The 21,715-nt window shown below is 36.2% G+C and carries 22 protein-coding genes; 15 read left to right on the plus strand and 7 right to left on the minus strand.

Annotation, left to right across the window (positions count from 1 at the left end; all coding sequences use genetic code 11):
• Nucleotides 1–32: 32 nt before the first annotated feature.
• A complete protein-coding gene (gyrB, locus tag BW946_RS15630; protein ID WP_076597051.1) occupies nt 33–1,967 on the minus strand; it encodes a DNA topoisomerase (ATP-hydrolyzing) subunit B in 1,935 nt (644 codons plus the stop codon).
• A 234-nt stretch (nt 1,968–2,201) separates the two neighbouring features.
• On the opposite strand from gyrB, the gene BW946_RS15635 reads away from it, so the two are divergent.
• The 3 genes from BW946_RS15635 to BW946_RS15645 are packed head-to-tail and all read left to right on the plus strand — an operon-like array spanning nt 2,202 to nt 5,062.
• The gene (locus BW946_RS15635) at nt 2,202–3,545 is read left to right on the plus strand and encodes a cytochrome ubiquinol oxidase subunit I (RefSeq protein ID WP_076597052.1); all 1,344 of its coding nucleotides are present in this window, start codon (nt 2,202–2,204) and stop codon (nt 3,543–3,545) included.
• Entirely contained in the window at nt 3,542–4,546 is a 1,005-nt protein-coding gene (locus BW946_RS15640; RefSeq protein WP_076597053.1) for a cytochrome d ubiquinol oxidase subunit II, read from the plus strand. Before BW946_RS15635 ends, BW946_RS15640 begins: the two co-directional genes overlap by 4 nt.
• Nucleotides 4,547–4,549: 3 nt before the next feature.
• Nucleotides 4,550–5,062, plus strand: a complete 513-nt coding sequence (locus BW946_RS15645) for a ClbS/DfsB family four-helix bundle protein (protein ID WP_076597054.1) — start codon at nt 4,550–4,552, stop codon at nt 5,060–5,062.
• A 13-nt stretch (nt 5,063–5,075) separates the two neighbouring features.
• Here the strand turns inward: BW946_RS15645 and BW946_RS15650 are convergent, their stop codons facing one another.
• The 6 genes from BW946_RS15650 to BW946_RS15675 form a co-directional block, all read right to left on the minus strand.
• Nucleotides 5,076–5,594, minus strand: coding sequence for a hypothetical protein (locus BW946_RS15650; protein WP_076597055.1), 519 nt, complete (start codon nt 5,592–5,594; stop codon nt 5,076–5,078).
• Nucleotides 5,591–6,880 (minus strand): AAA family ATPase, encoded by a 1,290-nt coding sequence (locus BW946_RS15655; RefSeq protein ID WP_076597056.1) that lies wholly within the window; start codon nt 6,878–6,880, stop codon nt 5,591–5,593. Before BW946_RS15655 ends, BW946_RS15650 begins: the two co-directional genes overlap by 4 nt.
• 13 nt (nt 6,881–6,893) lie before the next feature.
• The gene (gene lysS / locus BW946_RS15660; RefSeq protein WP_076597057.1) at nt 6,894–8,591 is read right to left on the minus strand and encodes a lysine--tRNA ligase; all 1,698 of its coding nucleotides are present in this window, start codon (nt 8,589–8,591) and stop codon (nt 6,894–6,896) included.
• A 281-nt stretch (nt 8,592–8,872) separates the two neighbouring features.
• Entirely contained in the window at nt 8,873–9,802 is a 930-nt protein-coding gene (gene rlmF / locus BW946_RS15665) for a 23S rRNA (adenine(1618)-N(6))-methyltransferase RlmF (protein ID WP_076597058.1), read from the minus strand.
• 3 nt (nt 9,803–9,805) lie between these two features.
• The gene (locus tag BW946_RS15670) at nt 9,806–10,180 is read right to left on the minus strand and encodes a c-type cytochrome (RefSeq protein ID WP_076597059.1); all 375 of its coding nucleotides are present in this window, start codon (nt 10,178–10,180) and stop codon (nt 9,806–9,808) included.
• Nucleotides 10,180–10,398, minus strand: a complete 219-nt coding sequence (locus tag BW946_RS15675; RefSeq protein ID WP_076597060.1) for a hypothetical protein — start codon at nt 10,396–10,398, stop codon at nt 10,180–10,182. The genes BW946_RS15670 and BW946_RS15675 overlap by 1 nt, the downstream gene beginning before the upstream one ends.
• A gap of 197 nt (nt 10,399–10,595) precedes the next feature.
• On the opposite strand from BW946_RS15675, the gene BW946_RS15680 reads away from it, so the two are divergent.
• The 12 genes from BW946_RS15680 to BW946_RS15735 all read left to right on the plus strand — a co-directional run bounded on the left by BW946_RS15680 (nt 10,596) and on the right by BW946_RS15735 (nt 21,680).
• Nucleotides 10,596–11,048 (plus strand): cupin domain-containing protein, encoded by a 453-nt coding sequence (locus BW946_RS15680; protein WP_076597061.1) that lies wholly within the window; start codon nt 10,596–10,598, stop codon nt 11,046–11,048.
• A 718-nt stretch (nt 11,049–11,766) separates the two neighbouring features.
• Nucleotides 11,767–13,191, plus strand: coding sequence for an anthranilate synthase component I family protein (locus BW946_RS15685; RefSeq protein ID WP_076597062.1), 1,425 nt, complete (start codon nt 11,767–11,769; stop codon nt 13,189–13,191).
• Nucleotides 13,192–13,229: 38 nt separating this feature from the next.
• Nucleotides 13,230–13,832, plus strand: a complete 603-nt coding sequence (locus BW946_RS15690) for an anthranilate synthase component II (protein WP_076597063.1) — start codon at nt 13,230–13,232, stop codon at nt 13,830–13,832.
• A gap of 41 nt (nt 13,833–13,873) precedes the next feature.
• The gene (gene trpD / locus BW946_RS15695) at nt 13,874–14,860 is read left to right on the plus strand and encodes an anthranilate phosphoribosyltransferase (protein WP_076597128.1); all 987 of its coding nucleotides are present in this window, start codon (nt 13,874–13,876) and stop codon (nt 14,858–14,860) included.
• A 56-nt stretch (nt 14,861–14,916) separates the two neighbouring features.
• Complete coding sequence (gene trpC / locus BW946_RS15700; RefSeq protein ID WP_076597064.1) at nt 14,917–15,690, plus strand: indole-3-glycerol phosphate synthase TrpC; 774 nt, start codon at nt 14,917–14,919, stop codon at nt 15,688–15,690.
• An 11-nt stretch (nt 15,691–15,701) separates the two neighbouring features.
• The gene (locus BW946_RS15705) at nt 15,702–16,376 is read left to right on the plus strand and encodes a phosphoribosylanthranilate isomerase (RefSeq protein ID WP_076597065.1); all 675 of its coding nucleotides are present in this window, start codon (nt 15,702–15,704) and stop codon (nt 16,374–16,376) included.
• A gap of 18 nt (nt 16,377–16,394) precedes the next feature.
• Nucleotides 16,395–16,904 (plus strand): hypothetical protein, encoded by a 510-nt coding sequence (locus BW946_RS15710; RefSeq protein WP_076597066.1) that lies wholly within the window; start codon nt 16,395–16,397, stop codon nt 16,902–16,904.
• Nucleotides 16,901–17,446, plus strand: a complete 546-nt coding sequence (locus BW946_RS15715; protein ID WP_076597067.1) for a GNAT family N-acetyltransferase — start codon at nt 16,901–16,903, stop codon at nt 17,444–17,446. Before BW946_RS15710 ends, BW946_RS15715 begins: the two co-directional genes overlap by 4 nt.
• A gap of 4 nt (nt 17,447–17,450) precedes the next feature.
• A complete protein-coding gene (trpB, locus tag BW946_RS15720) occupies nt 17,451–18,635 on the plus strand; it encodes a tryptophan synthase subunit beta (RefSeq protein ID WP_076597068.1) in 1,185 nt (394 codons plus the stop codon).
• Nucleotides 18,636–18,709: 74 nt separating this feature from the next.
• Nucleotides 18,710–19,444 (plus strand): tryptophan synthase subunit alpha, encoded by a 735-nt coding sequence (gene trpA / locus BW946_RS15725; RefSeq protein WP_076597069.1) that lies wholly within the window; start codon nt 18,710–18,712, stop codon nt 19,442–19,444.
• Between the two features lie 31 nt (nt 19,445–19,475).
• Nucleotides 19,476–20,204: a lipoyl(octanoyl) transferase LipB gene (lipB, locus tag BW946_RS15730; RefSeq protein ID WP_076597070.1), complete on the plus strand. Its 729-nt coding sequence runs from the start codon at nt 19,476–19,478 to the stop codon at nt 20,202–20,204.
• A 516-nt stretch (nt 20,205–20,720) separates the two neighbouring features.
• Nucleotides 20,721–21,680: a protein-glutamine glutaminase gene (locus tag BW946_RS15735; RefSeq protein ID WP_139326019.1), complete on the plus strand. Its 960-nt coding sequence runs from the start codon at nt 20,721–20,723 to the stop codon at nt 21,678–21,680.
• The last annotated feature ends 35 nt before the right edge of the window (nt 21,681–21,715 follow it).

Raw genomic sequence — 21,715 nt, forward strand, 5'->3', positions numbered from 1 at the left:
TTAGAAGCTTTTTTGTTATATTTTAAAAACGTTTATGCATCAATTTTTGCATATTTTGCATTTTTTTCGATAAATTCTCTTCTTGGCGGAACCTCATCTCCCATTAACATTGAGAAAATACTGTCTGCCTCCACTGCATTATCAATGGTTACCTGTTTCAGGATTCTATGCTCAGGATTAAGGGTAGTTTCCCAAAGCTGTTCAGGATTCATCTCTCCAAGACCTTTGTAACGCTGTACCTCTAATCCTTTTCCGTCCGGAGACATTTCTAAAGTAAACTCTTCACGTTCTTTTTCGTTGTACGCATATACTTTTTTGTTTCCTTTCTTTAATAGGTATAAAGGTGGTTGAGCGATATAGATATATCCGTTCTCAATAAGTTCTTTCATATACCTGAAGAAGAAAGTAAGGATCAATGTAGAAATGTGAGATCCGTCAATATCGGCATCGGTCATGATAACGATCTTGTGGTATCTTAGCTTAGCCATATTCAATGCTTTGCTATCTTCTTCTGTACCTACAGAAACTCCAAGTGCTGTGTAGATATTTCTGATTTCTTCATTGTCATAAACTTTATGAAGCATAGATTTTTCTACATTCAAAATTTTACCTCTCAATGGAAGGATAGCCTGGAAGTGTCTGTCTCTTCCCTGCTTAGCAGTTCCACCTGCGGAATCTCCCTCTACAAGGAAAATTTCAGATTCAGCCGGATCTTTTGATGAACAGTCAGATAATTTTCCAGGAAGACCCGAACCTCCCATCGGAGATTTTCTCTGAACCATTTCACGGGCTTTCTTCGCTGCCTGTCTTGCTTTTGCTGCCAAAACAACTTTCTGAACAATCAGCTTAGCTTCAGAAGGGTTTTCTTCAAGGAAATTGGTAAGCATTTCCCCAACAATTTTATCTACCGCTCCGGAAACTTCAGAGTTTCCTAGTTTTGTTTTAGTCTGTCCTTCAAACTGAGGTTCCATTACTTTTACAGAAATCACAGCTGTTAATCCTTCACGGAAATCATCTCCTGTAACTTCTACTTTCTCTTTCTGTGGAATCCCCAGATCATCAGCATATTTTTTAAGGGTTCTCGTCAAAGCACGTCTGAAACCTGCTAAGTGAGTTCCTCCTTCATGAGTGTTGATATTGTTTACGTAAGAGTGAAGATTTTCGTTGAAAGAAGTATTGTAACGCATTGCTACTTCTACAGGAATATCATCTCTTTCTCCTTCCATGAAGATTACATGTTCCATGATAGACTCACGGTTTCCGTCAATGTAAGCAACAAATTCTTTTAATCCCCCTTCAGAATGAAAAACTTCTGAACGGAAAGATCCGTCTTCCAACTTTTCTCTTTCATCCGTTAATGTAATGGTAATTCCTTTATTAAGGTAAGAAAGCTCTCTTAAACGGCTTGCTAATGTATCGTAATTATAAATTAATTCTGTGAAGATGGTATCATCCGGCTGGAAAAACTGCTTGGTTCCTCTTTTTTCACTGTGACCAATCTCCTCAACACCTGTTTGAGCTTTTCCTCTTGAATAAATCTGCTGGTAAACGTTTCCGTCTCTGTAAACCGTAGTGATCATCTCGTTGGAAAGTGCATTCACACAAGAAACCCCAACTCCGTGCAGACCTCCTGAAACCTTATAGGAGTCTTTGTCAAACTTACCTCCGGCTCCAATTTTTGTCATTACAACTTCAAGGGCAGATTTCTGTTCTTTTTCGTGGAAATCAACCGGAATACCTCTACCGTTATCACTTACTTCAATTCCGTTTCCTTCCTTGATGCTAACGAAGATCGTGTCGCAGTATCCTGCCAATGCCTCGTCAATAGAGTTATCTACTACTTCATAAACCAAGTGGTGAAGTCCTCTGACTCCTACATCACCAATGTACATTGAAGGACGCATACGAACGTGCTCCATTCCTTCCAATGCCTGAATACTACTAGCTGTATATTGTTTTTGACTCATATTAAAAATTAAAAATCCTGCTACATGCAAAGACTTACAAATATCGTGATTTTTTTCGAGGTATGAAAGTTAAAAAGTGTCAAAAAAATGTAGAGTTTTCTTTAGAAAAACATAAGGATTAGTGAGCCGGTAAAAGAATCAAAATTAAAATGTATTGTTGAAATAGCAACTGTTGTAAATCATATTCAACATCAATAATTTATGCGTAAATTTATTTACTGAAAAGTTGATATTATGGATGATTTTATAGCAGCACGCGCTCAGATGGCACTCTCTCTGGGCTTTCATATCATATTCTCCTGTGTGGGTATGGTGATGCCTTTTCTGATGGCTTTTGCCCATTGGAAATACCTAAAGACCAATAATGAAGTATATAAAGGACTGACAAAAGCATGGAGCAAAGGGGTAGCTATCCTTTTCGCTACCGGAGCAGTTTCAGGAACAATGCTTTCCTTTGAACTTGGACTTCTATGGCCTGGATTTATGAAACATGCCGGTCCTATTTTCGGGATGCCTTTCTCTCTGGAAGGAACAGCCTTTTTCATTGAAGCAATTGCTATCGGTTTCTTTTTATATGGCTGGGAAAGATTCAATAAATGGTTTCACTGGTTCTGCGGGTTTCTTGTAGGATTGAGTGGACTTGCTTCCGGAATTCTGGTGGTAGCGGCCAACTCGTGGATGAACTCTCCCGCCGGTTTTGATTATATTAACGGGCAGTATCTTAATATAGATCCTATTAAAGCGATGTTCAATGATGCATGGTTTCCGCAGGCTCTCCATATGACGGTGGCTGCATTTTGTGCAACAGGATTTGCTGTAGCTGGAGTACATGCTTTTATGATTATGAGAAAAAGAAATGTTGAATTTCATACCAAAGCTTTCAGAATTGCGGTAGGTTTTGCCTTAATTGGAGCATTCGGCGCGCCTTTAAGTGGCGATGTTGCTGCAAAATCGGTAGCAGAAAGACAACCTATCAAACTGGCGGCTATGGAGGCTCATTTTGAAACTGAAAAAGGGGCCTCATTTGTGATTGGGGGAATTCCTGATGAGGAAAAAGAAGAAGTGAAATATGCGGTAAAAATTCCAAAAGTGTTAAGTTTTCTGGTGAGCAATGATTTCAATGCTGAAGTAAAAGGTCTTAAGGATTTTCCGAGAGATGAATGGCCTCCGATTGCTGTTGTTCATTACGCTTTTCAGATCATGATCTTCTTTGGAGTGGTGATGATAATTATTGGAGTGATCTATTTATATGCTTTCTTCTTCAAAAAAGATTGGCTGAGTAAAAACTGGTTATTAAAAACGTTCTTAATAGCAACACCTTTCGGATATATTGCGTTGGAAGCCGGATGGACAGTGACAGAAGTAGGAAGACAGCCTTGGATTATTTATGGAATCATGAGGACGGTAGACGCTGTAACTCCTATGCCGGGAATACAGTATTCATTCTATTTCTTTACTGCTATTTTTGTATCATTATCATTGATCCTTGTTTTCCTTTTAAAGAGACAGATTCAAATGGTACCGAAACTTTACGATCCTACAGATGCTCAGTTTAACGATAAAAACAAAAAATCATGATTTACATTGTAATAGGTTTTCTCTGGCTATCTATCTGTCTTTATATTATTCTGGGCGGAGCTGATTTCGGAGCTGGAATTGTGGAGCTTTTCACCCATAAAAAAGCCCGCCATAAGACTCAGGAAATCATGTATGAATCTATTGCCCCTGTTTGGGAAGCCAATCATATGTGGCTGATTATTGCTATTGTAATTCTTTTTGTGGGGTTTCCTGAAATTTATACCACCATGTCAACCTATCTGCATATTCCTTTGGTTTTGATGCTTTTGGGAATTATTGCAAGAGGAACAGCATTTACCTTCAGACATTATGATGCTGTGAAGGATCACTGGCAGGTTTTATATACTCAGATCTTTTATTATGCCAGTCTTTTAACTCCTTTCTTTTTGGGATTAATTGCTGCGGCAACCGTTTCACATTCTATCAATCCTGATGCTGTAGGTTTTCTGGATTTGTATGTGTTCAGCTGGCTGAACTGGTTTGGGGTTTCCGTAGGTTTATTTACGGTAGCGCTTTGTGCTTATCTTGCTTCTATTTTTTCATTAAGAGAAACACGTGATAAAACTGATCTTTCATTAATGATCAGAAAATCCAAACAGACGATGATCTTTGTTGTGATTACAGGTATTTTGGTATTTGTGACCGCTTATATTTCAGACATTCCCCTTTTGATGTGGGTATTTTCTAAACCTTTGGGGATTATGGCCATTGCCTTTGCTACGATTGCCTTATTGCTTATTCTAAGAGCCTTGAACCGTCAAAAGCTGCTTCCTGTTCGTGCTTTGGCTGGATTTCAGATGGTGATGATTTTAGTAGCGGCAACGTATCAGCACAATCCGGATATTATTTTATTAGGAAACGGACAGCATCTTTCATTACTGGAACATATGGCTCCTGAAAAAACTATCGCCGCATTGGGATGGGCATTGATGCTGGGCTCATTGTTTATTCTTCCTTTCTTATTTTATCTGATGGCTTCTTTCAGTAAGTTGAGAAAATAAGATATGCAGACTTATAAAGACAAAACACAACTCATTGAAGAGCTAAAGAAAAGATATCTGCTCTATGATCAGGAATTTAATGATATAAAAGAAGAGGAAAAAGATCTTCGGCAGCCGGGAGTTGATAAAACTCCATCACAAAATATTTCCTATCAATTGGGTTGGACTCACCTCCTTTTACAATGGGAATCTGATGAAAGCAAAGGAATTGAAGTAAAAACTCCCACTCCTCAATACAAATGGAATAACCTGGGAGGATTGTACCAGTCTTTTTATAATCAATATGGTTCTCATACTTTACAAGAACAAAGAGAACTGCTTCGAAATAAAGTAGATGAAATTATCAACTGGATAGAAAACCTTAGTGATGACACACTATTTATTCCCGGACAGAGAAAATGGGCAACGACTCCCGCCCAGTGGCCAGTCTGGAAATGGATTCATATCAATACCGTGGCTCCGTTTAAAAACTTCAGGGCACAACTCCGGAAATGGAAAAAAGAAAAACCGTCCTAATGAACGGTTAATTTTATTCTAATTTTATATAATTTCCCTCGACAAGTTCAATATTATATAACATTTTAAAAAGCACTTTTTTTTCAGAGTTACTAGATTGAGGAATTTTTCTTTTTACATAACCTCTAGGATTAATACTTTCGAAACAAACCAGAGCATGTTTTGCCTCAAATTTTTCCATAAAACCTTTATAATATTTAAAAGTATTTTCTAATTGTCTGTATAATTTTTTCTTATGTGTTTTTAAATTTTGATTTGTTGCCTTAACCTCAACAAAATGTAGATGTTCATTATTAAACACTACATAATCACATTGTCCACCTTCGACACTTTTCATTACACAGTCATCATTTTGAATAAAATGAAAATTTTCTCTTTTAAGATTTTCGATATGAATATGATAAATCTCATTATCTTGAACAAAAACTCCTTTTTTGGAAACCTCATCTTCATAAATAAAGGTATGCTTATCTAAAATTTCTAATATACATAAATCTTTCTGATCAAAAAAACGCTCAAATTCTCTAATCATAAAGATAATAATTTGTCAAATTCATCAGAAAAGCCATCTGTTACCTTATCAATTATATTTCCTTTAATTTGTCCAATTTTATCATTCATTATTCTAAATGATTTTCCATTTTTCAACTCATATGCGTTAAAAAATTCAGGATTAATCCAAGATTTCTTCTTTATAATTTTACTAGTTTCTTTAGGCTTTTCTTGACCTTTTCTAAAAGCTAAAAGCATATTATTAATGGAAGCTAATATATATGGACTATGTGTTGTAATTATCATCTTCTTTTTCTGAAAACTCTCTTGAAAATCAAAAACATTTTGAACTAAATATTTCATTAACTCGCTTTGAGTTTCCGGATATATGTTAAGTTCTGGTTCTTCAATAACATAATTAAAATAATAATTGTCCTTTAGTGTTTTTGCATATTCAATTAATAATATAATTGGCAATATACTTTGTAAACCAGAAGCGGACTGTAGCAAATTAATTTTCTTAATTTTATCATGATAAACGTAGGATATTTTACCTTCTCTTTTGTATTTAAATTTCTTATCAATTAAAGATAATGGCACTTCATTTACTACATTTAAAGCCTTTTCGTATTCTTGTCCAATCTCCAATAAATGTTTTGGTATTTGAACATTATTATTGATTAAACCTAGGGTATTCTCGGCTATAATATGAAGAAAATTTCTTTCTGATGGAATATATTGAGAATCATACTTAACTAAGATCCCATTCTCCTCAAAGACTTCTTCAATCATTGTAAAAATCTTATCTAAATCTTCTTCAACAATTGGTTCAACAAGACTACTATCAATTAAATTATAAAATTCAGCAATATTAGGATGAACTTTTTTTGAAGCATATAAATCAATAAATATAAGTCCCTCAAAATATTTCTTTATTTCTTCTTTATTAAATTTATCATTTAGATATAATTTTTTTATCTTATTTTTAAAGATATCTTTAAAATTTAATCTAAATTCTTCGCCTTCATTATATTCAAAATGAAAATTGGTTCCAATACTTATTTCTTTTTTTAATGAAACCCCTTTATAGAAATGAATAATGGAATTATTTTGTAAAAAGTTTAGCATTCCATATTTCTCAAGTTCATCCTTAATGGATTTTTCTTTTACATTTCTAAAGTTTTCATCCTCAAAAATTGCAATTAATTTGGCGATTGTGCTTTTACCTGTTGCTTGCTTTCCTATCAAGCATAGAAAATCTGGAACCAATATATCTATATCCTTTAATGGTCCGAAATTTTTAACAATTAATCTTGATATCTGCATTTTACATTTTTAACTAAGCTAATTTCATCAGAAGATTTTCGTCAATCTTCTCCACTTTCACAATATTGTTTTTTGTTAAATTCTTGGAAGCTTTATCCCATTTTTTACCGGATAACTGGCTTCTTTCTTTTACTTCTGCCAAAGCCATCGGCTCTTCTTGAGAGTTAAGGATTTCAAGGATTACTTTTTCATCCTCTCCTAATTCAATTTGTGGAACTGCTTTTTCAGGTCTCATCTGAGGGAAGAATAATACTTCCTGGATTGAGGCATTATTCGTTAAGAACATAATTAATCTATCCATACCGATTCCTAATCCTGAAGTTGGTGGCATACCGTATTCCAGCGCTCTTAAGAAGTCCTGATCGATGAACATCGCTTCATCATCTCCTCTTTCAGATAACGCCATCTGTGCTTCAAAACGTTCTCTCTGATCGATAGGATCATTAAGCTCTGAATATGCATTAGCGATTTCTTTACCACATACCATTAATTCAAAACGCTCTGTTAAGCCTTCTTTGCTTCTGTGTTTCTTTGTCAGTGGAGACATTTCGATCGGATAATCCGTAATGAAAGTCGGCTGGATGAAGTTTCCTTCACATTTCTCACCGAAGATCTCATCAATTAATTTTCCTTTACCCATCGTCTCATTCACTTCAATACCGATAGACTTGGCAAAATCGTATAATTCCTTCTCTGTTTTTCCTGTAATATCGAATCCTGTAAATTTAAGAATCGCTTCTGTCATGGAAACTCTTGGATAAGGAGCTTTGAAGTCTACATTGTGTTCTCCGAACGTCGCCGTTGTAGTTCCGTTTACCTGGATAGCACAGAATTCCAGTAATTTCTCAGTGAAATCCATCATCCAGTTGTAATCTTTATACGCTACATAGATTTCCATGGCGGTAAACTCAGGGTTGTGAGTTCTGTCCATCCCTTCATTTCTGAAGTTTTTAGAGAACTCATATACTCCGTCAAAACCACCTACGATCAATCTTTTCAGATACAATTCGTTAGCAATTCTTAAATATAATGGAATATCCAGTGCATTGTGGTGCGTGATGAATGGTTTTGCCGCAGCTCCACCAGGAATTGACTGTAAAATAGGTGTTTCCACTTCAAAATATCCAGCGTCATTAAAGAATGTTCTCATGGCATTGAACAGTTTTGTTCTCTTCACGAAAATTTCTTTCACCTGTGGATTTACCGTTAAATCTACATAACGCTGTCTGTATCTTAATTCAGGATCTGTAAACCCGTCATGTACAACACCGTTCTCATCAGTTTTAGCCTGAGGCAGCGGACGTAAAGCCTTCGTAAGAAGTACAAAGTTTTTCACTAAAACAGTCTTCTCTCCTACCTGAGTGGTAAACAATTCTCCCTCGATACCGATAATATCACCGATATCCAAAAGGTGCTTGTATACTTCATTATAGAGTTCTTTATCTTCACCCGGACAAATTTCGTCTCTGTTGAAATAAACCTGGATTTTTCCTTTAGAATCCTGCAATTCTGCAAAAGAAGCCTTTCCTTGAATTCTGCGGGACATCAATCTACCAGCGATCTTTACCTGTTTACTTTCAGAAAAGTCCTGTTTTATAGATTCTGTAGTATCTGTGATTGTATACTCATCCGCAGGGAACGCATTAATCCCCATTTCAGTAAGCTTATTCAGCTTTTCTCTTCTAATGATTTCTTGTTCTGATAATTGCATTTCTTATTTTTCTAAAAGCGTACAAATTTAGTCATTTTTGACCTGACCATCAATGGCTTTTTTCAGAAATTTTAAAAAGTGAACAGGGAATCGATTTGAGATAAGGGCTATAAAGTATTGAAATCAACAATTGAGGTATTTAAACGCTGGGGTCGCAAAGATGTTATTAATATGATGAAAAAAACGATCGCAAAGCCGTTTCACTTAGCAAGACACCCTATTATTAGTTAATTTAGTCTCATAATTTGAGCTATCGTGCTAGAAACTTTAAACTTTGAATTTTAAATCAACCAGGTTTTTCTGTCCTTTTGGGGAATAAACGTCCAGGCTAATATTCTGCTAACTTTTTGTCCCTGAGCCATATCAATCGTTTTGACCTCTACAGCTTTGACTTTTTTTAAAAGGTTAGTAAGCTTATTTAGATTGTCTTTTTTAGAAACCAGACACGTGAACCAAAGAACCTGCGATGAAAATAATGAACTTTCATTGATCATTTTAGTGATAAAAGCCAGTTCACCGCCCTCACACCATAATTCCGACTGCTGACCGCCAAAATTCAGTAAAGGCTGTTTGGATTTTGAGATTTTAAGGTTCTTTGTTTTTCGGATATTTCCTTTTACAGCAGACTCTTCAGAATCATGAAAAGGGGGATTGCACATCGTAAAAGTGAATCTGTCTTCAGGTTTGATGATATGGACAAAGATATGATCTGCATCAGGCTGCCTTTTCAGTTGAATAACGGAAGACAGATCCGGGTTTTGATCTAAAATATCCTGAGCATTTTTCAAAGAATCCTGATTGATATCTGTTACCGTCATCATCCATCCATAAGATCTGTGACTGATTAAAGGATACACAAGATTGGCTCCTGTTCCTATGTCAAGTCCTTTTACAAAACTTCCTGTTGGAGTTTCATTAAGCTCTTCGCCCAAAAGATCGGCAATATAATGGACATAATCTGCTCTTCCGGGGATCGGTGGACAAAGATTAGTATCGGGAATATCCCAGCCTTTAATATTGTAGAAATGTAAGAGTAAGGCTTTATTGAGCAGTTTGACTGCTTTTGGAATGCTGAAATTAATGGTTACCGTCTGATAAGCATTTGTAAAAACATAGTGTTTCAGTTCCGGCACACAAGAAATAAGCTGATCAAAATCATAAGGATTACGATGCAGATTTCTTGTGTGCAGACTGGATTTTTCAGCGGACATATTTTATTTCTTCTGACTTAAAATATATTCCACCATTTTTTTGGCATCTTCTTTAGATACCTGTGGATGGGCAGCCATAGGCACACTTCCCCATACTCCACTTCCGCCTTCTATAATTTTGGAAGCCAGCAGCTCCGTATCCTTTTCAGAGTACTTACCTGCAATTTCCTTATAAGAAGGTCCTATCATTCTCTCATTAACAGAGTGACATCCTGAACAGTCCAATGTTTCCATGATCTGATCACCTGAAAGATTAGATTGAACAGGTTCTGAAACAGCAACTGCTTCAGAAGAAGACGCCACTTCTGCTGTATTTTCTTTTTTAGAACAGGAAATGATCATAAGACCCAAAGTTCCTGCTAAAAGTATTTTTTTCATTATTTCTTTGCTGTAGAATCTGTTTTAGCAGCTTCTGGTGCTGGAGCAGCCGGAGTTGCAGCAGCTGGAGCAGCAGTTTTAGCAGTAGAATCCACAACAGTAGTTGCTGCTGGCTCTTCAAGCATTGTGTTGCTGTCCTGTAAAGAGTGATCTGTTTTTTTTGAACAGCTTGCTAATAATAAACCTCCGATAAATGCGATTGCTAATACTTTTTTCATTTTTTTCTAATTTGGAAACAAAAATATAAAAAATAAACTTTTAAACTTATGACAAATGTTTTCTTTAAGAAATATTTTTTACAGACCGGGTTTTAATCCAATCAATAAAAAAAATAATTCAAACATCAGAGAAATTAAATAAGCTTAGTTATTTTTGTATAACGGATTATCCAAACCAAAATATAAATAGGAAGCTTATGACTAAAAAAAAATTGTTTGCTGCAACTTTCTTTGTTGTTTCCTCTTGCCTCTTTATTTCATGTGACAATTCCTCCAACGAACCACAGTCAGAATATTCTGATAAAATTGAATCGGTAACCTTATTAAAAACAACCCAGTCATGGGACGGAACTTTATATCCTGCCTATCCTGCTACACAGCCGGAAATTTCGGTTCTTAAAATTGCGGTACCTCCCAACAAAGCTTTAGACTGGCATAAGCATCCTGTTATTAATGCTGCTTATGTAGAAAAAGGGGAAATTCAGGTAGAAAGAAAAGAAGACGGCAAAACACAGTGGATTCGTAAAGGTCAGGTGCTGCCGGAAATGGTAAATATTGCGCACAGAGGAAAAACGGGAGATAAAGGAGTCACCTTAATTGTTTTCTACAGCGGAACTTCTGATACACCTTTGTCTGAACCAGTAAAATAGTTGTTTTAAACGCTATGTTTGCAAGGCCAATTTGTTTTATAGTGCATTTATTTTTTTGTGCAAAGCCAGTTCGTTTAGCTAAGACCAATACTTTCTTTGCTGAGTGAAATGCCTTTGCGAACGATATTTTATCATCAACAAAATCATTGCGCCCCTTCGCGTTTAAGTAAAATAATTGATCTATCCCTTTTAGTAATAATATCTTCCACAGGCCCAGCATGACAACACTCAAAAATTTCGGTTGGTATTCGAATTGTCAGCCTGAGCCTGTCGAATGACTATCAATAAGAAAAACTTTGTTAATCATTAATCTCGACTATTAATTAAAAGGATAAGTCAATAAAATAATTATATTTAATCCATAGTTTTAATTTCAAAAATTCCGTTTTTCACTTGGTCATATTAACCGGTTATGGCGGACGGTTTTTAAAAGATTAAGGAATTGAAACATAAACTTGAACAGCTTAAACAGTAGATTTCTATATTAAGTTTTTGTATTTTTTTATATTTTTTATTCTTGGTATTAAAAAATTTTCTACATTTGTCACATGTTAAAAATGAACAACAATATTTGGTGGTGGCTTTCAAACTCTTCGTCGGGTCTGGAGGTATTGTCATGTTGTTAACTACAGCAGAAATAATTAAAAAACAATATATAGGCTTTGACGGATACCGTTAAAGCCTTTTTTTATTCCTTAATCTTACAAAAAACAATACAATGTTGACCAACACAATTACAATAAAAACTGTTTCGAAAAAAACACTGGGAGACCTTCATACTCCCATGAATATCTACCTTAAGATCAGGGATAAATTCCGTGATACCATTCTTCTGGAAAGCTCGGATTCAAAAAGTATTGATAATAATTTTTCCTTTATCGCCGTGAATGCCATTGCAGGAATTGAAGTGAAAAACCTCAGCGAATTTGAAATTAAGCTTCCCGCTTCAGCTCCTGTAAAACAATTGATTCATGATCAAAAGATTACAGATGTATTTGAAAACTTCAGAAATATTTTTAAATGTGAAAAAACGAATGATCCAATAGAACAGACAGCTCAGAGCCTTTTTGGCTATACAAGCTTTGAAGCGGTACAGTTCTTTGAAAACATCAATCTTAAACCACAGAGCAAGGAAGTTGAAATTCCTGTTATGAGATACAGGTTATACCAATATGTAATTGCTATCAATCATTTTAATGATGAAATGCATGTCATTGAAAATTTTATTGATGGGGTAAAATCTGAACTGCATCTTTTGGAAAATCTTATTAAAAATCAGAATACTCCGGTTTATCCTTTTGAAAAAACAAGCGAGGAAACCTCTAATATTACCAATGAAGAATATCTGGAACTGGTAAAAACGGCTCAGAAACACTGTATGCGCGGAGATGTCTTCCAGCTGGTTCTGAGCAGAAGATTTGAACAGAAATTCAAGGGAGATGAATTCAATGTATACCGTGCTTTGAGAAATATCAATCCTTCACCTTACCTATTCTATTTTGATTACGGGAATTATAAATTATTTGGTTCCAGCCCTGAAAGCCAGTTAATCATCAAAAATAATAAAGCAATTATTCACCCGATCGCAGGAACTTCCAGAAGAACGGGAAATTTTGAAGCAGACCTTGAAGCCATTGAAGTTTTAAAAGCTGATCCTAAAGAAAACGCAGAACATACCATGCTGGTAGATCTCGCCAGGAATGATCTTGGAAAGCTTGGAAAAAATGTTACAGTTACCAAGCTTAAAGAAATCCAGCTGTTCTCTCACGTTATTCATATGGTAAGTGAAGTAACGGCAGATGTTGAAGATGATATCAATCCTCTTGAGATGGTTTCCGCTACTTTCCCTCAGGGAACTCTGAGCGGTGCACCAAAACATAAAGCGCTTCAGCTGATCAATCAATACGAAAAAGATTCCCGCGGATATTATGGCGGCTGTATCGGAATCATCGGACTGAACGGAACCTGCAACCAGGCCATTATGATCAGAACTTTCTTAAGCAAAAACAACACATTATTTTATCAGGCAGGTGCCGGTCTTGTAGCAAAATCTGTCCCTGAAAGTGAACTTCAGGAAGTCAACAACAAACTGAACGCCCTGAAAAAAGCCGTTGAAAAAGCAGAAAAAATAGTTGAAAAATAAGCCCTACTATTAACCAGCAACTCCATAACAAAAAAGCAATGAACAACAATATAAACACTCAACAGCCACAGCTTAAAGTTCTCGTTTTCGATAACTATGACAGCTTTACGTATAACCTTGTCCAGATTATTGAAAGAATTCTGAACCAAAGAGTAGATGTGGTAAGAAATGATGAAATTACCCTTGAAGAGATTGGAAAATATGATAAGATCATCCTTTCTCCAGGTCCCGGAATTCCCGAAGAAGCAGGTATTTTATTAGACCTTATTAAAGAATATGCTCCTACCAAAAGTATTCTTGGAGTATGCCTTGGCCAGCAGGCCATCGCTGAAGCTTTCGGAGGAAATCTGATCAACCTGACTGAGATCTTCCACGGAGTAGCAACCACTACTGAACTGGTAAAAGAAAACACCAAATTGTTCAAAGATTTAAGTTCAGGACTGGAAGTGGGAAGATACCACAGCTGGGCAGTAAATCCGGAAGGTTTCCCGGAAGAACTGGAAATAACGGCTGTAGATAAAGACGGAATGATCATGGCTTTGCAGCACAAAACCTATGATGTACACGGAGTACAGTTTCACCCTGAAAGCATTTTAACGCCGGAAGGAGAAGTAATCATTAAAAACTTTCTGTTGTCATGAAAATCTCAGAAAGTCCTTCAACAACCATAAAAACACCACAAATGAAAGAAATACTGCAATACCTGTTCAACCATAATACGCTGTCCAAATCTGAAGCTAAGGCTATGATGATTGAGATTGCACAGAATAAATTCAATGCTGCGGAAGTGACGGCTTTCATCAGTGTTTTCCTGATGCGAAGCATCACATTAACAGAACTGGAAGGCTTCAGAGAAGCTTTATTACAAATGGCCGTTTCTGTAGATATAGATGCCGGTAATGCCATTGACATTGTAGGAACCGGAGGTGACGGAAAAGACACCATTAATATCTCAACGCTTGCCAGCTTTGTAGTAGCCGGAACCGGACAGAAGGTAACAAAACATGGAAATTACGGAGCTTCTACCACTACAGGTTCATCCAATGTGCTGGAAGAACTGGGATATCAGTTTAAAAGCAGTTCAGAACAATTGAATGAAGATCTGGAAAGAGCCAACATCTGCTTTTTGCATGCTCCTTATTTTCATCCTGCACTGCAATCGGTTGGTTTATTGAGAAAGTCTTTAGGATTAAGGACATTTTTTAATCTCTTGGGTCCATTGGTAAATCCGGCAAAACCAAAATTTTCCATGATTGGAGTTTACAATCTGGAAATTGCAAGAATTTATCAGTATCTGCTTCAGAAAGAGGAACGTGACTTTATTCTTGTACATGGTCTGGATGGATATGATGAAATAAGCCTTACGGATGACAGCAAAATCATCACAAAAAACGGTGAAGAAATCTATTCTGCGGAAGATTTAGGCTTCAACCCGGTAACGCTGGAGGATATTAAAGCAGGAAACTCCATTCAGGAAACCGCAAAAATATTTATGAATATTCTGGAAGGAAAAGGTACGGAACAGCAGAACTCTGTGATCCTGGCCAATGCTTCAGTAGCCCTGTACAACACTCATCAATTCGGGACGTATGATGACTGTCTTCTGCTCGCTCAGGAAAGTCTGCACAGCGGAAAAGCATTAAACAGTTTTAATCTTTTGATTAATTAAATTCATTATTCACTTGCGAAGCAAAATTCACTATTGACCAAAATTAAACACAAGAAATGACTATACTGGATAAAATTATTGAACGAAAAAAAGAGGAAGTTGCAGCAGCAAAATCACGCATTTCTCTTGATCATTTAAAAAACACGGCTTTTTTTGGAAGACCAACCTGTTCTCTGAAAGAATCTATCAAAAATAAGAGCGGAATTATCGCTGAATTTAAAAGACAATCTCCTTCAAAAGGAATCATAAACAATAGTGTACAGCCTTTGGAAGTAGTTTCAGCTTACGAAAAATTTGGAGCAAGCGGAATTTCTATCCTGACTGATCATGATTATTTCGGAGGAAATTTAAATGATGTTCAGGATGTAAGAAATGAGATTACCATTCCGATTCTGCGAAAAGATTTTATGATTGACGAGTATCAGTTTTATGAAGCAAAAAGTATAGGAGCAGATGTTGTTCTGTTGATTGCTTCATGTCTTTCACCTAATCAGGTACAGGAATTTACAGAATTAGCTCATCAACTGAAAATGGAGGTTTTACTGGAAATTCATACGGAAGATGAACTGAAACATTTCAATTCGAAAATTGATTTAGCAGGAATTAATAACAGAAACCTTAAAGATTTCAAAGTAGATCTGCAGCATTCTGTCCAGCTGAAAAACCAGCTTCCAAAAGGAGTTTTATCTGTTGCGGAAAGCGGCATTTACAGTCTTGAAGATTTTCAATTTTTAAAAGAAAAAGGATTTGACGGTTTCCTGATGGGCGAATATTTCATGAAAAATACAGATCCGGCCAACGCTTTTGAAGAATTTGCTTCTCAAATTTAAACTCAATACCAATGAACCTGCCACCTAAAATCTTTAACCTGCCACCTCAACTCAAAGTCTGCGGTCTTACAAAACCGGATCAGATTCAGGAATTGATTTCTATGAGTGTAGATTTTCTCGGTTTCATCTTCTATGAAAAATCCCCGAGATATGTTTTGAATCATCTGAGTATGGAAGAGATCTCAGCTATTGAGCATCGGGGAAAAACAGGTGTTTTTGTTAATGAAGAAACAGATCTCATTTTAAAAGCAGTTCAGCAGGCAGGGTTGAATTTCGTTCAGCTTCATGGTGATGAAAGCAATCATTTCATTGCCGGATTAAGACAAAAACTAAATCCTGAGGTTGGAATCATTAAAGTCATCAGAATAGGAGATATTGATTCTGATAATAAAGATAAAATAGCACAAACGTTTACCTCCAATCTGCCACCTGTCACCTACTACCTATTCGATACTGACAGTAAAGCCTTCGGCGGAACGGGAAAACAATTCGACTGGAGTATTCTGAATGAATTCGACATCCCTCTGCCCTACTTTTTAAGCGGCGGTATTTCCGAGGAAAATATAGGGAATATTGATACATTGAAACAACAGCCTTTCGCTTTAGATATCAATTCAAAATTTGAAACAGAACCCGGCAGTAAAAATATCGACAGAATAAGAAAGTTTAAAACCCTGTTTCAGTAAAATAAATAACACACAAGGATGAATATACATTTGCTAAAGAAGACATTTTATAAAACATTATTTCCGCCTAAATTCGGGAATGATAAAATTCAGAATCTGTACCGCTTTGTTTCTGAGAACGACAGTAATACAGAACATTGGGAAGTAGGAGGATTATTGTCTGATTTCATTTGTATTATTAAAGATTTTAAAGAAAGTGATATCCAGTATTTTTTTGAAAGAATCAGCTTATGGAACAGCTATTATCTGGTCATTATTTCAGATAAATTTTTAGAAAATCATGTAAGATCAAGTGTAAAGTATGACCTAGGATTGATTTATGCTAAAATTTTTCTGTTGTATGAAGATTCCGATCCTTATTTTTTAATTGATAATCTGGAAATTGCCATTACCATGTATCAGTCGGAAATAGATAAGGCAACCTTAATTGATTTAACACATAAAATAGAATTGTTATATTATAAAAAGCTGATTACGAAACAACAGTACGATTACCACCTCACCTTTATTAAGAGCTTAAACCCATGAAATATCAAGTAAAAAAAACGAAAGACTTAACAGAAGCAGAAATAAAACACATTCTGGAGCTTTGGGATATTTCTGCCTGGAGCACCATGAATTCATCCTATTTCCGCTCTTTTTTCAGAGATTCAGAGTTTCATTTTCTGATGGATACGGATGAAAATATACTGGCCATTATGAGAGTGAATTTTGATTTCACCATACAAATAGCAGATACAGATTACTCCTTTGCAGAGGCTGTAGGGCTGGTTTCTGCTCATAAAAAGAAAGGGTATGGAGCTGCTTTGGTTCGTTATTTCAAAGAAAATGTTACTCAGAGAAATCTGGAAACAATTGGATTCTGCCATTCGGATCTTCGTCTTTTTTATGAAAAGTGTGATGTAGAAATTCTACACGACAAAGCCAAAATGATCAAAGAAAATGTGGATTCAGAGTGGGTGAATGCTGAAGATGATGATATTTTGATTTTTCATACAACACAGGAAAGAAAAGAACGGCTCAATCAGCTGAATTCACAAAACAACGCTTATTTAATGACTAAAGAATAAAAAAATGAATTATAAAAACCCCGACGAAAACGGATATTATGGAGAATTTGGAGGAGCTTTTATCCCCGAAATGCTTTATCCTAATGTAGAAGAACTGCAAAAAAACTATCTCGAAATCATAGAATCTGAAGATTTTCAGGCTGAATATCAGGATTTACTTAAAAACTATGTTGGGCGGGCTACCCCATTATATTTTGCTAAAAATCTGAGTAATAAATATAAGACTCAGATTTACTTAAAACGTGAAGACCTCAACCATACCGGAGCTCATAAAATCAATAATGCTCTGGGACAGGTTTTATTGGCAAAACGCCTCGGAAAAAACAGAATTATTGCTGAAACCGGAGCAGGACAGCATGGTGTTGCCACAGCTACAGCGTGTGCTTTGCTTGGTCTTGAGTGCATTGTTTATATGGGAGAAATTGACATCCAGAGACAAGCCCCCAACGTGGCAAGAATGAAAATGCTGGGTGCAGAAGTGGTAGCTGCCACTTCAGGATCAAAAACGCTGAAAGATGCCGTAAATGAAGCATTAAGAGACTGGATCAATAATCCTGTGACTACCCATTACGTGATTGGAAGTGTGGTAGGACCACACCCTTTTCCGGATCTTGTGGCAAGATTTCAAAGCATTATTTCAAAAGAAATCAAAGAGCAGCTTAAAGAAAAAACCGGCAGAGAAAATCCTGATTATGTGATTGCCTGTGTGGGTGGAGGAAGTAATGCTGCGGGAACTTTTTATCATTTTGTAGAAGAGAAAGAAGTAAAAATTATTGCTGCTGAAGCCGGAGGTCTGGGTGTAGATTCCGGAAAATCTGCGGCAACAACATTTTTAGGAACACTCGGAGTTCTTCACGGAAGTAAAAGCCTTCTGATGCAGACGGAAGACGGACAGGTCATTGAGCCGCATTCTATTTCTGCAGGACTGGATTATCCGGGGATAGGCCCTTTCCATGCGCATTTATTTAAACAAAAAAGAGCTGAATTCTTTAGCATTAATGATGACGAGGCTTTAAAATGTGCCTTTGAGCTTACCAGACTGGAAGGTATTATTCCTGCATTGGAAAGTTCTCATGCACTGGCTGTTCTGGATAAGAAGAAATTTAATGAAAATGATGTTGTGGTGATTTGCCTGAGCGGCCGTGGAGACAAGGATATGGAAACATATCTTAAAGAAATTAGAAGTTAGATACTAGAAATTAGTAATAACAAGTATTCACCTTCTAACTTCTAACCTCTAATTTCTAACTTCTATAAAAAAAAATGAAAAAACTAAATATATACTTCACAGCAGGAATTCCGCAACTGGAAGATACCGCTGATATTATACAACTGATTCAGGATTCCGGAGCAGATATGATAGAAATCGGGATGCCTTATTCTGATCCTGTGGCAGATGGCCCTGTGATCCAGAAAGCTCATGAACTGGCGTTACAAAACGGAATGACGATTGAAAAACTCCTTTCCCAATTGAAAGCAATCAAAGACGAAATCAAAATTCCGGTTATTCTGATGGGGTACATCAATCCGGTTTTGAGCTTCGGATTTGAGAAATTCTGTGCGGCTTGTGCGGAAAGCGGTGTTTCAGGATTGATCCTACCCGATCTTCCTCCTATTGAATTTGAGAAAAATTACCAGCATATTTTAAAACAGCATCGTCTTAATTTCACTTTTCTTGTAACCCCGGAAACCTCTGATGAAAGGATGATCTATCTGGATTCTTTAAGTTCAGGCTTTCTGTATGCGGTAAGCTCTTCTTCTACCACCGGAAATGAAAATGCGGTTTTAAAAAATGAGGATTATCTTTCCAGACTTGCATCTCTTCCACTTAAAAACCCGGTAATGATAGGATTCGGTATTAAGTCTAAGGAAGATTTTGAAAACGTAACGGAAAAAGCGGATGGCGGTATCATCGGAACATCTTTTGTGAATATTTTGCTTAAGGATAAAGACTGGAAGAAAAGTGCCATAGATTTTATCCATTCCATAAAAGGGTAAAATTCACTAAATTTGTATATCAAAAATTGAAATGAATACAAATCAAAATAAAGCAGTAGAATTTGAAGATTTAGGAATCAAAGAATATCAGCCCGCCTGGGATTATCAGGAACAACTGATGAAAAACATCATTGATACCAAAATAAAAAACAGGGATCTTCCTGCCGAACAGCATATTACTACTCCCAACCACCTTCTTTTCGTGGAACATCCTCACGTGTATACATTAGGAAAAAGCGGACACGAAGAAAATATGCTTGCCGGTATTGATAAGCTGAAAGAAATTGATGCTACGTTTGTGAAAGTAAACCGTGGCGGAGATATTACGTACCATGGTTACGGACAGGTTGTAGGCTACCCTATTCTGGATCTTGAAAACTTTTTCACAGATATCCATTTATATATGAGGAATCTGGAGGAAATGATCATCAGAACCATTGCCGAATATGGTATTAAAGGAGAACGTTCCCCGGGAGAGACCGGAGTTTGGCTGGATGTAGGAAAACCTTACGCCAGAAAAATGTGTGCTATGGGAGTGAAAGCTTCCCGATGGGTTACCCTTCATGGTTTTGCACTGAATGTGAATACAGATATGCGTTATTTTGAATACATTATTCCATGTGGGATTAAGGATAAGCAGGTTACTTCTTTAAAAAGAGAGCTTGAAAGAGAACTCACACCGGAAGAAATGGAAGAACTGAAAGCAAAGATCAGAAAGCATTTCGCGGATGTTTTTCAGGCAGAATTGATTTACAAATAGTCAAGTTTACTTACAATAAAACAAGCCCGGTTTCAATAGTTGAAACCGGGCTTTTAGTTTTATGATAATGTTATTTTTATTCGCTTAGACTATCCACAACGTTTGTCATTCCGCAGGAATCCAGACACAGAAATCCTGTGATAATGAATGAGGATAAAATAAGAGTTTAGATTCCTACGGAATGACAAAGCGAGTAAAGAAAAGATATGTACTAAAAACATCCGTATTCTAGTGATAAATTATCCATCCAACTTGTCTATTACGTAAGAATCCAAATAGTAAAAAACAACCGATTTCACCATTTTAAAAATTTTCTATTTTCCTTGAATATCCCTATAAAAACGATCATTTTTTCATCTTTTTCAATATTATAAAATCAATAAAACAATAGAATAATGTATTTTTCTCAAAAAAATATTGCATATATTTTAATTTTTATTATTTTTAATGTCACAAATAAGTGAACTATCACAATTAAAAAGTTCACTGAAAATTAATCACCAAAATATAAAAGCTATGAAAAAATTTCTGTTATCCATGATGGTATTCGTGACGGTACTGTCATTTAATGCCTGCTCAGATTCGGCCGCCAATCAGGATTCGAATCTTGTTGCTAAAGAGTCTAACGACATTGCAATGAAAGATTTCGGCAAAACTGTTCCGGTAGGGATTGAAAAAGAAGATGGAAAGTTTAAAGTTTCCTTGATGGTTTCAGCGCAACCGTATCAAATTAAAGATACTAAAGAAAATGCGGGCTATATCTCCATGATCAAAGAAGCTGTAGAAAACGAAACTCCTGTTCAGATTTTCCTGAAAGCCAATTCTAACGAAATCGCAAAGGTAGAAAAAGCAACTGCTGATGATATCCGTTATTTCAAATCTGTATTCAATAAAGAAGAAAGAGGGGAAAGTAATAAGGCAGTAAGTGTCATTCCTAATCTTGCAACGTTAAACAGTCTTTTTGCTCAGATTAAAAACCAGGCTTGTGGAACTTCTACCGCCTCTTCACCATGTATCACTTTCAGATATCCTGTGGATGGCTGCTATGCAAGAGCGCACAAAATGAGACAAATCCTTTTGAATGCAGGTTACGATTGTGAAAAGCAATTCGTGTATGGTAACCTTAGAGCATCTACAGGAACATGCTGTGTTTCATGGGTATATCACGTAGCCATTTTGGTAAGCTTCAAAAATGCTTCAGGAATTGTTGAAAAAAGAATCATTGACCCATCATTATTCTCCAGCGGACCTGTAACTGACGCTGCATGGAGAGCTGCATGTACCAATACAAGCTGTGGATCTGCTTCTGTTTCTTCTTATGCCAATACAGCAGGAAACGTATACTACAGAAGTCCAGCCGGTTCTTTACTGTATGACAACAACTATGTAAATACCAATTGTGTATTGACTAAATTCTCATCCCTTTCAGGATGTTCTCCTTCCCCAGCTCCTAGTGTGGCAAGCTGTGGATTTTAATTAATTTATAGAAAGCTCCTGCTTACATTTTGATA

This window comes from Chryseobacterium sp. RU33C (assembly GCF_900156015.1).
GTDB lineage: Bacteria > Bacteroidota > Bacteroidia > Flavobacteriales > Weeksellaceae > Chryseobacterium > Chryseobacterium candidae.

Coding starts and splice junctions, on each gene's coding strand:
- rlmF (WP_076597058.1), bottom strand. CDS start 9,802: ATGTCCGCTGAAAAATCCAGTCTGCACACAAGAAATCTGCATCGTAAT.
- BW946_RS15735 (WP_139326019.1), top strand. CDS start 20,721: ATGAAAAAATTTCTGTTATCCATGATGGTATTCGTGACGGTACTGTCA.
- BW946_RS15670 (WP_076597059.1), bottom strand. CDS start 10,180: ATGAAAAAAATACTTTTAGCAGGAACTTTGGGTCTTATGATCATTTCC.
- BW946_RS15675 (WP_076597060.1), bottom strand. CDS start 10,398: ATGAAAAAAGTATTAGCAATCGCATTTATCGGAGGTTTATTATTAGCA.
- BW946_RS15690 (WP_076597063.1), top strand. CDS start 13,230: ATGAACAACAATATAAACACTCAACAGCCACAGCTTAAAGTTCTCGTT.
- lipB (WP_076597070.1), top strand. CDS start 19,476: ATGAATACAAATCAAAATAAAGCAGTAGAATTTGAAGATTTAGGAATC.
- lysS (WP_076597057.1), bottom strand. CDS start 8,591: ATGCAATTATCAGAACAAGAAATCATTAGAAGAGAAAAGCTGAATAAG.
- BW946_RS15655 (WP_076597056.1), bottom strand. CDS start 6,880: ATGCAGATATCAAGATTAATTGTTAAAAATTTCGGACCATTAAAGGAT.
- BW946_RS15710 (WP_076597066.1), top strand. CDS start 16,395: ATGAATATACATTTGCTAAAGAAGACATTTTATAAAACATTATTTCCG.
- BW946_RS15685 (WP_076597062.1), top strand. CDS start 11,767: ATGTTGACCAACACAATTACAATAAAAACTGTTTCGAAAAAAACACTG.
- trpC (WP_076597064.1), top strand. CDS start 14,917: ATGACTATACTGGATAAAATTATTGAACGAAAAAAAGAGGAAGTTGCA.
- BW946_RS15645 (WP_076597054.1), top strand. CDS start 4,550: ATGCAGACTTATAAAGACAAAACACAACTCATTGAAGAGCTAAAGAAA.
- trpB (WP_076597068.1), top strand. CDS start 17,451: ATGAATTATAAAAACCCCGACGAAAACGGATATTATGGAGAATTTGGA.
- BW946_RS15650 (WP_076597055.1), bottom strand. CDS start 5,594: ATGATTAGAGAATTTGAGCGTTTTTTTGATCAGAAAGATTTATGTATA.
- BW946_RS15680 (WP_076597061.1), top strand. CDS start 10,596: ATGACTAAAAAAAAATTGTTTGCTGCAACTTTCTTTGTTGTTTCCTCT.
- BW946_RS15715 (WP_076597067.1), top strand. CDS start 16,901: ATGAAATATCAAGTAAAAAAAACGAAAGACTTAACAGAAGCAGAAATA.
- BW946_RS15705 (WP_076597065.1), top strand. CDS start 15,702: ATGAACCTGCCACCTAAAATCTTTAACCTGCCACCTCAACTCAAAGTC.
- BW946_RS15640 (WP_076597053.1), top strand. CDS start 3,542: ATGATTTACATTGTAATAGGTTTTCTCTGGCTATCTATCTGTCTTTAT.
- trpD (WP_076597128.1), top strand. CDS start 13,874: ATGAAAGAAATACTGCAATACCTGTTCAACCATAATACGCTGTCCAAA.
- trpA (WP_076597069.1), top strand. CDS start 18,710: ATGAAAAAACTAAATATATACTTCACAGCAGGAATTCCGCAACTGGAA.
- gyrB (WP_076597051.1), bottom strand. CDS start 1,967: ATGAGTCAAAAACAATATACAGCTAGTAGTATTCAGGCATTGGAAGGA.
- BW946_RS15635 (WP_076597052.1), top strand. CDS start 2,202: ATGGATGATTTTATAGCAGCACGCGCTCAGATGGCACTCTCTCTGGGC.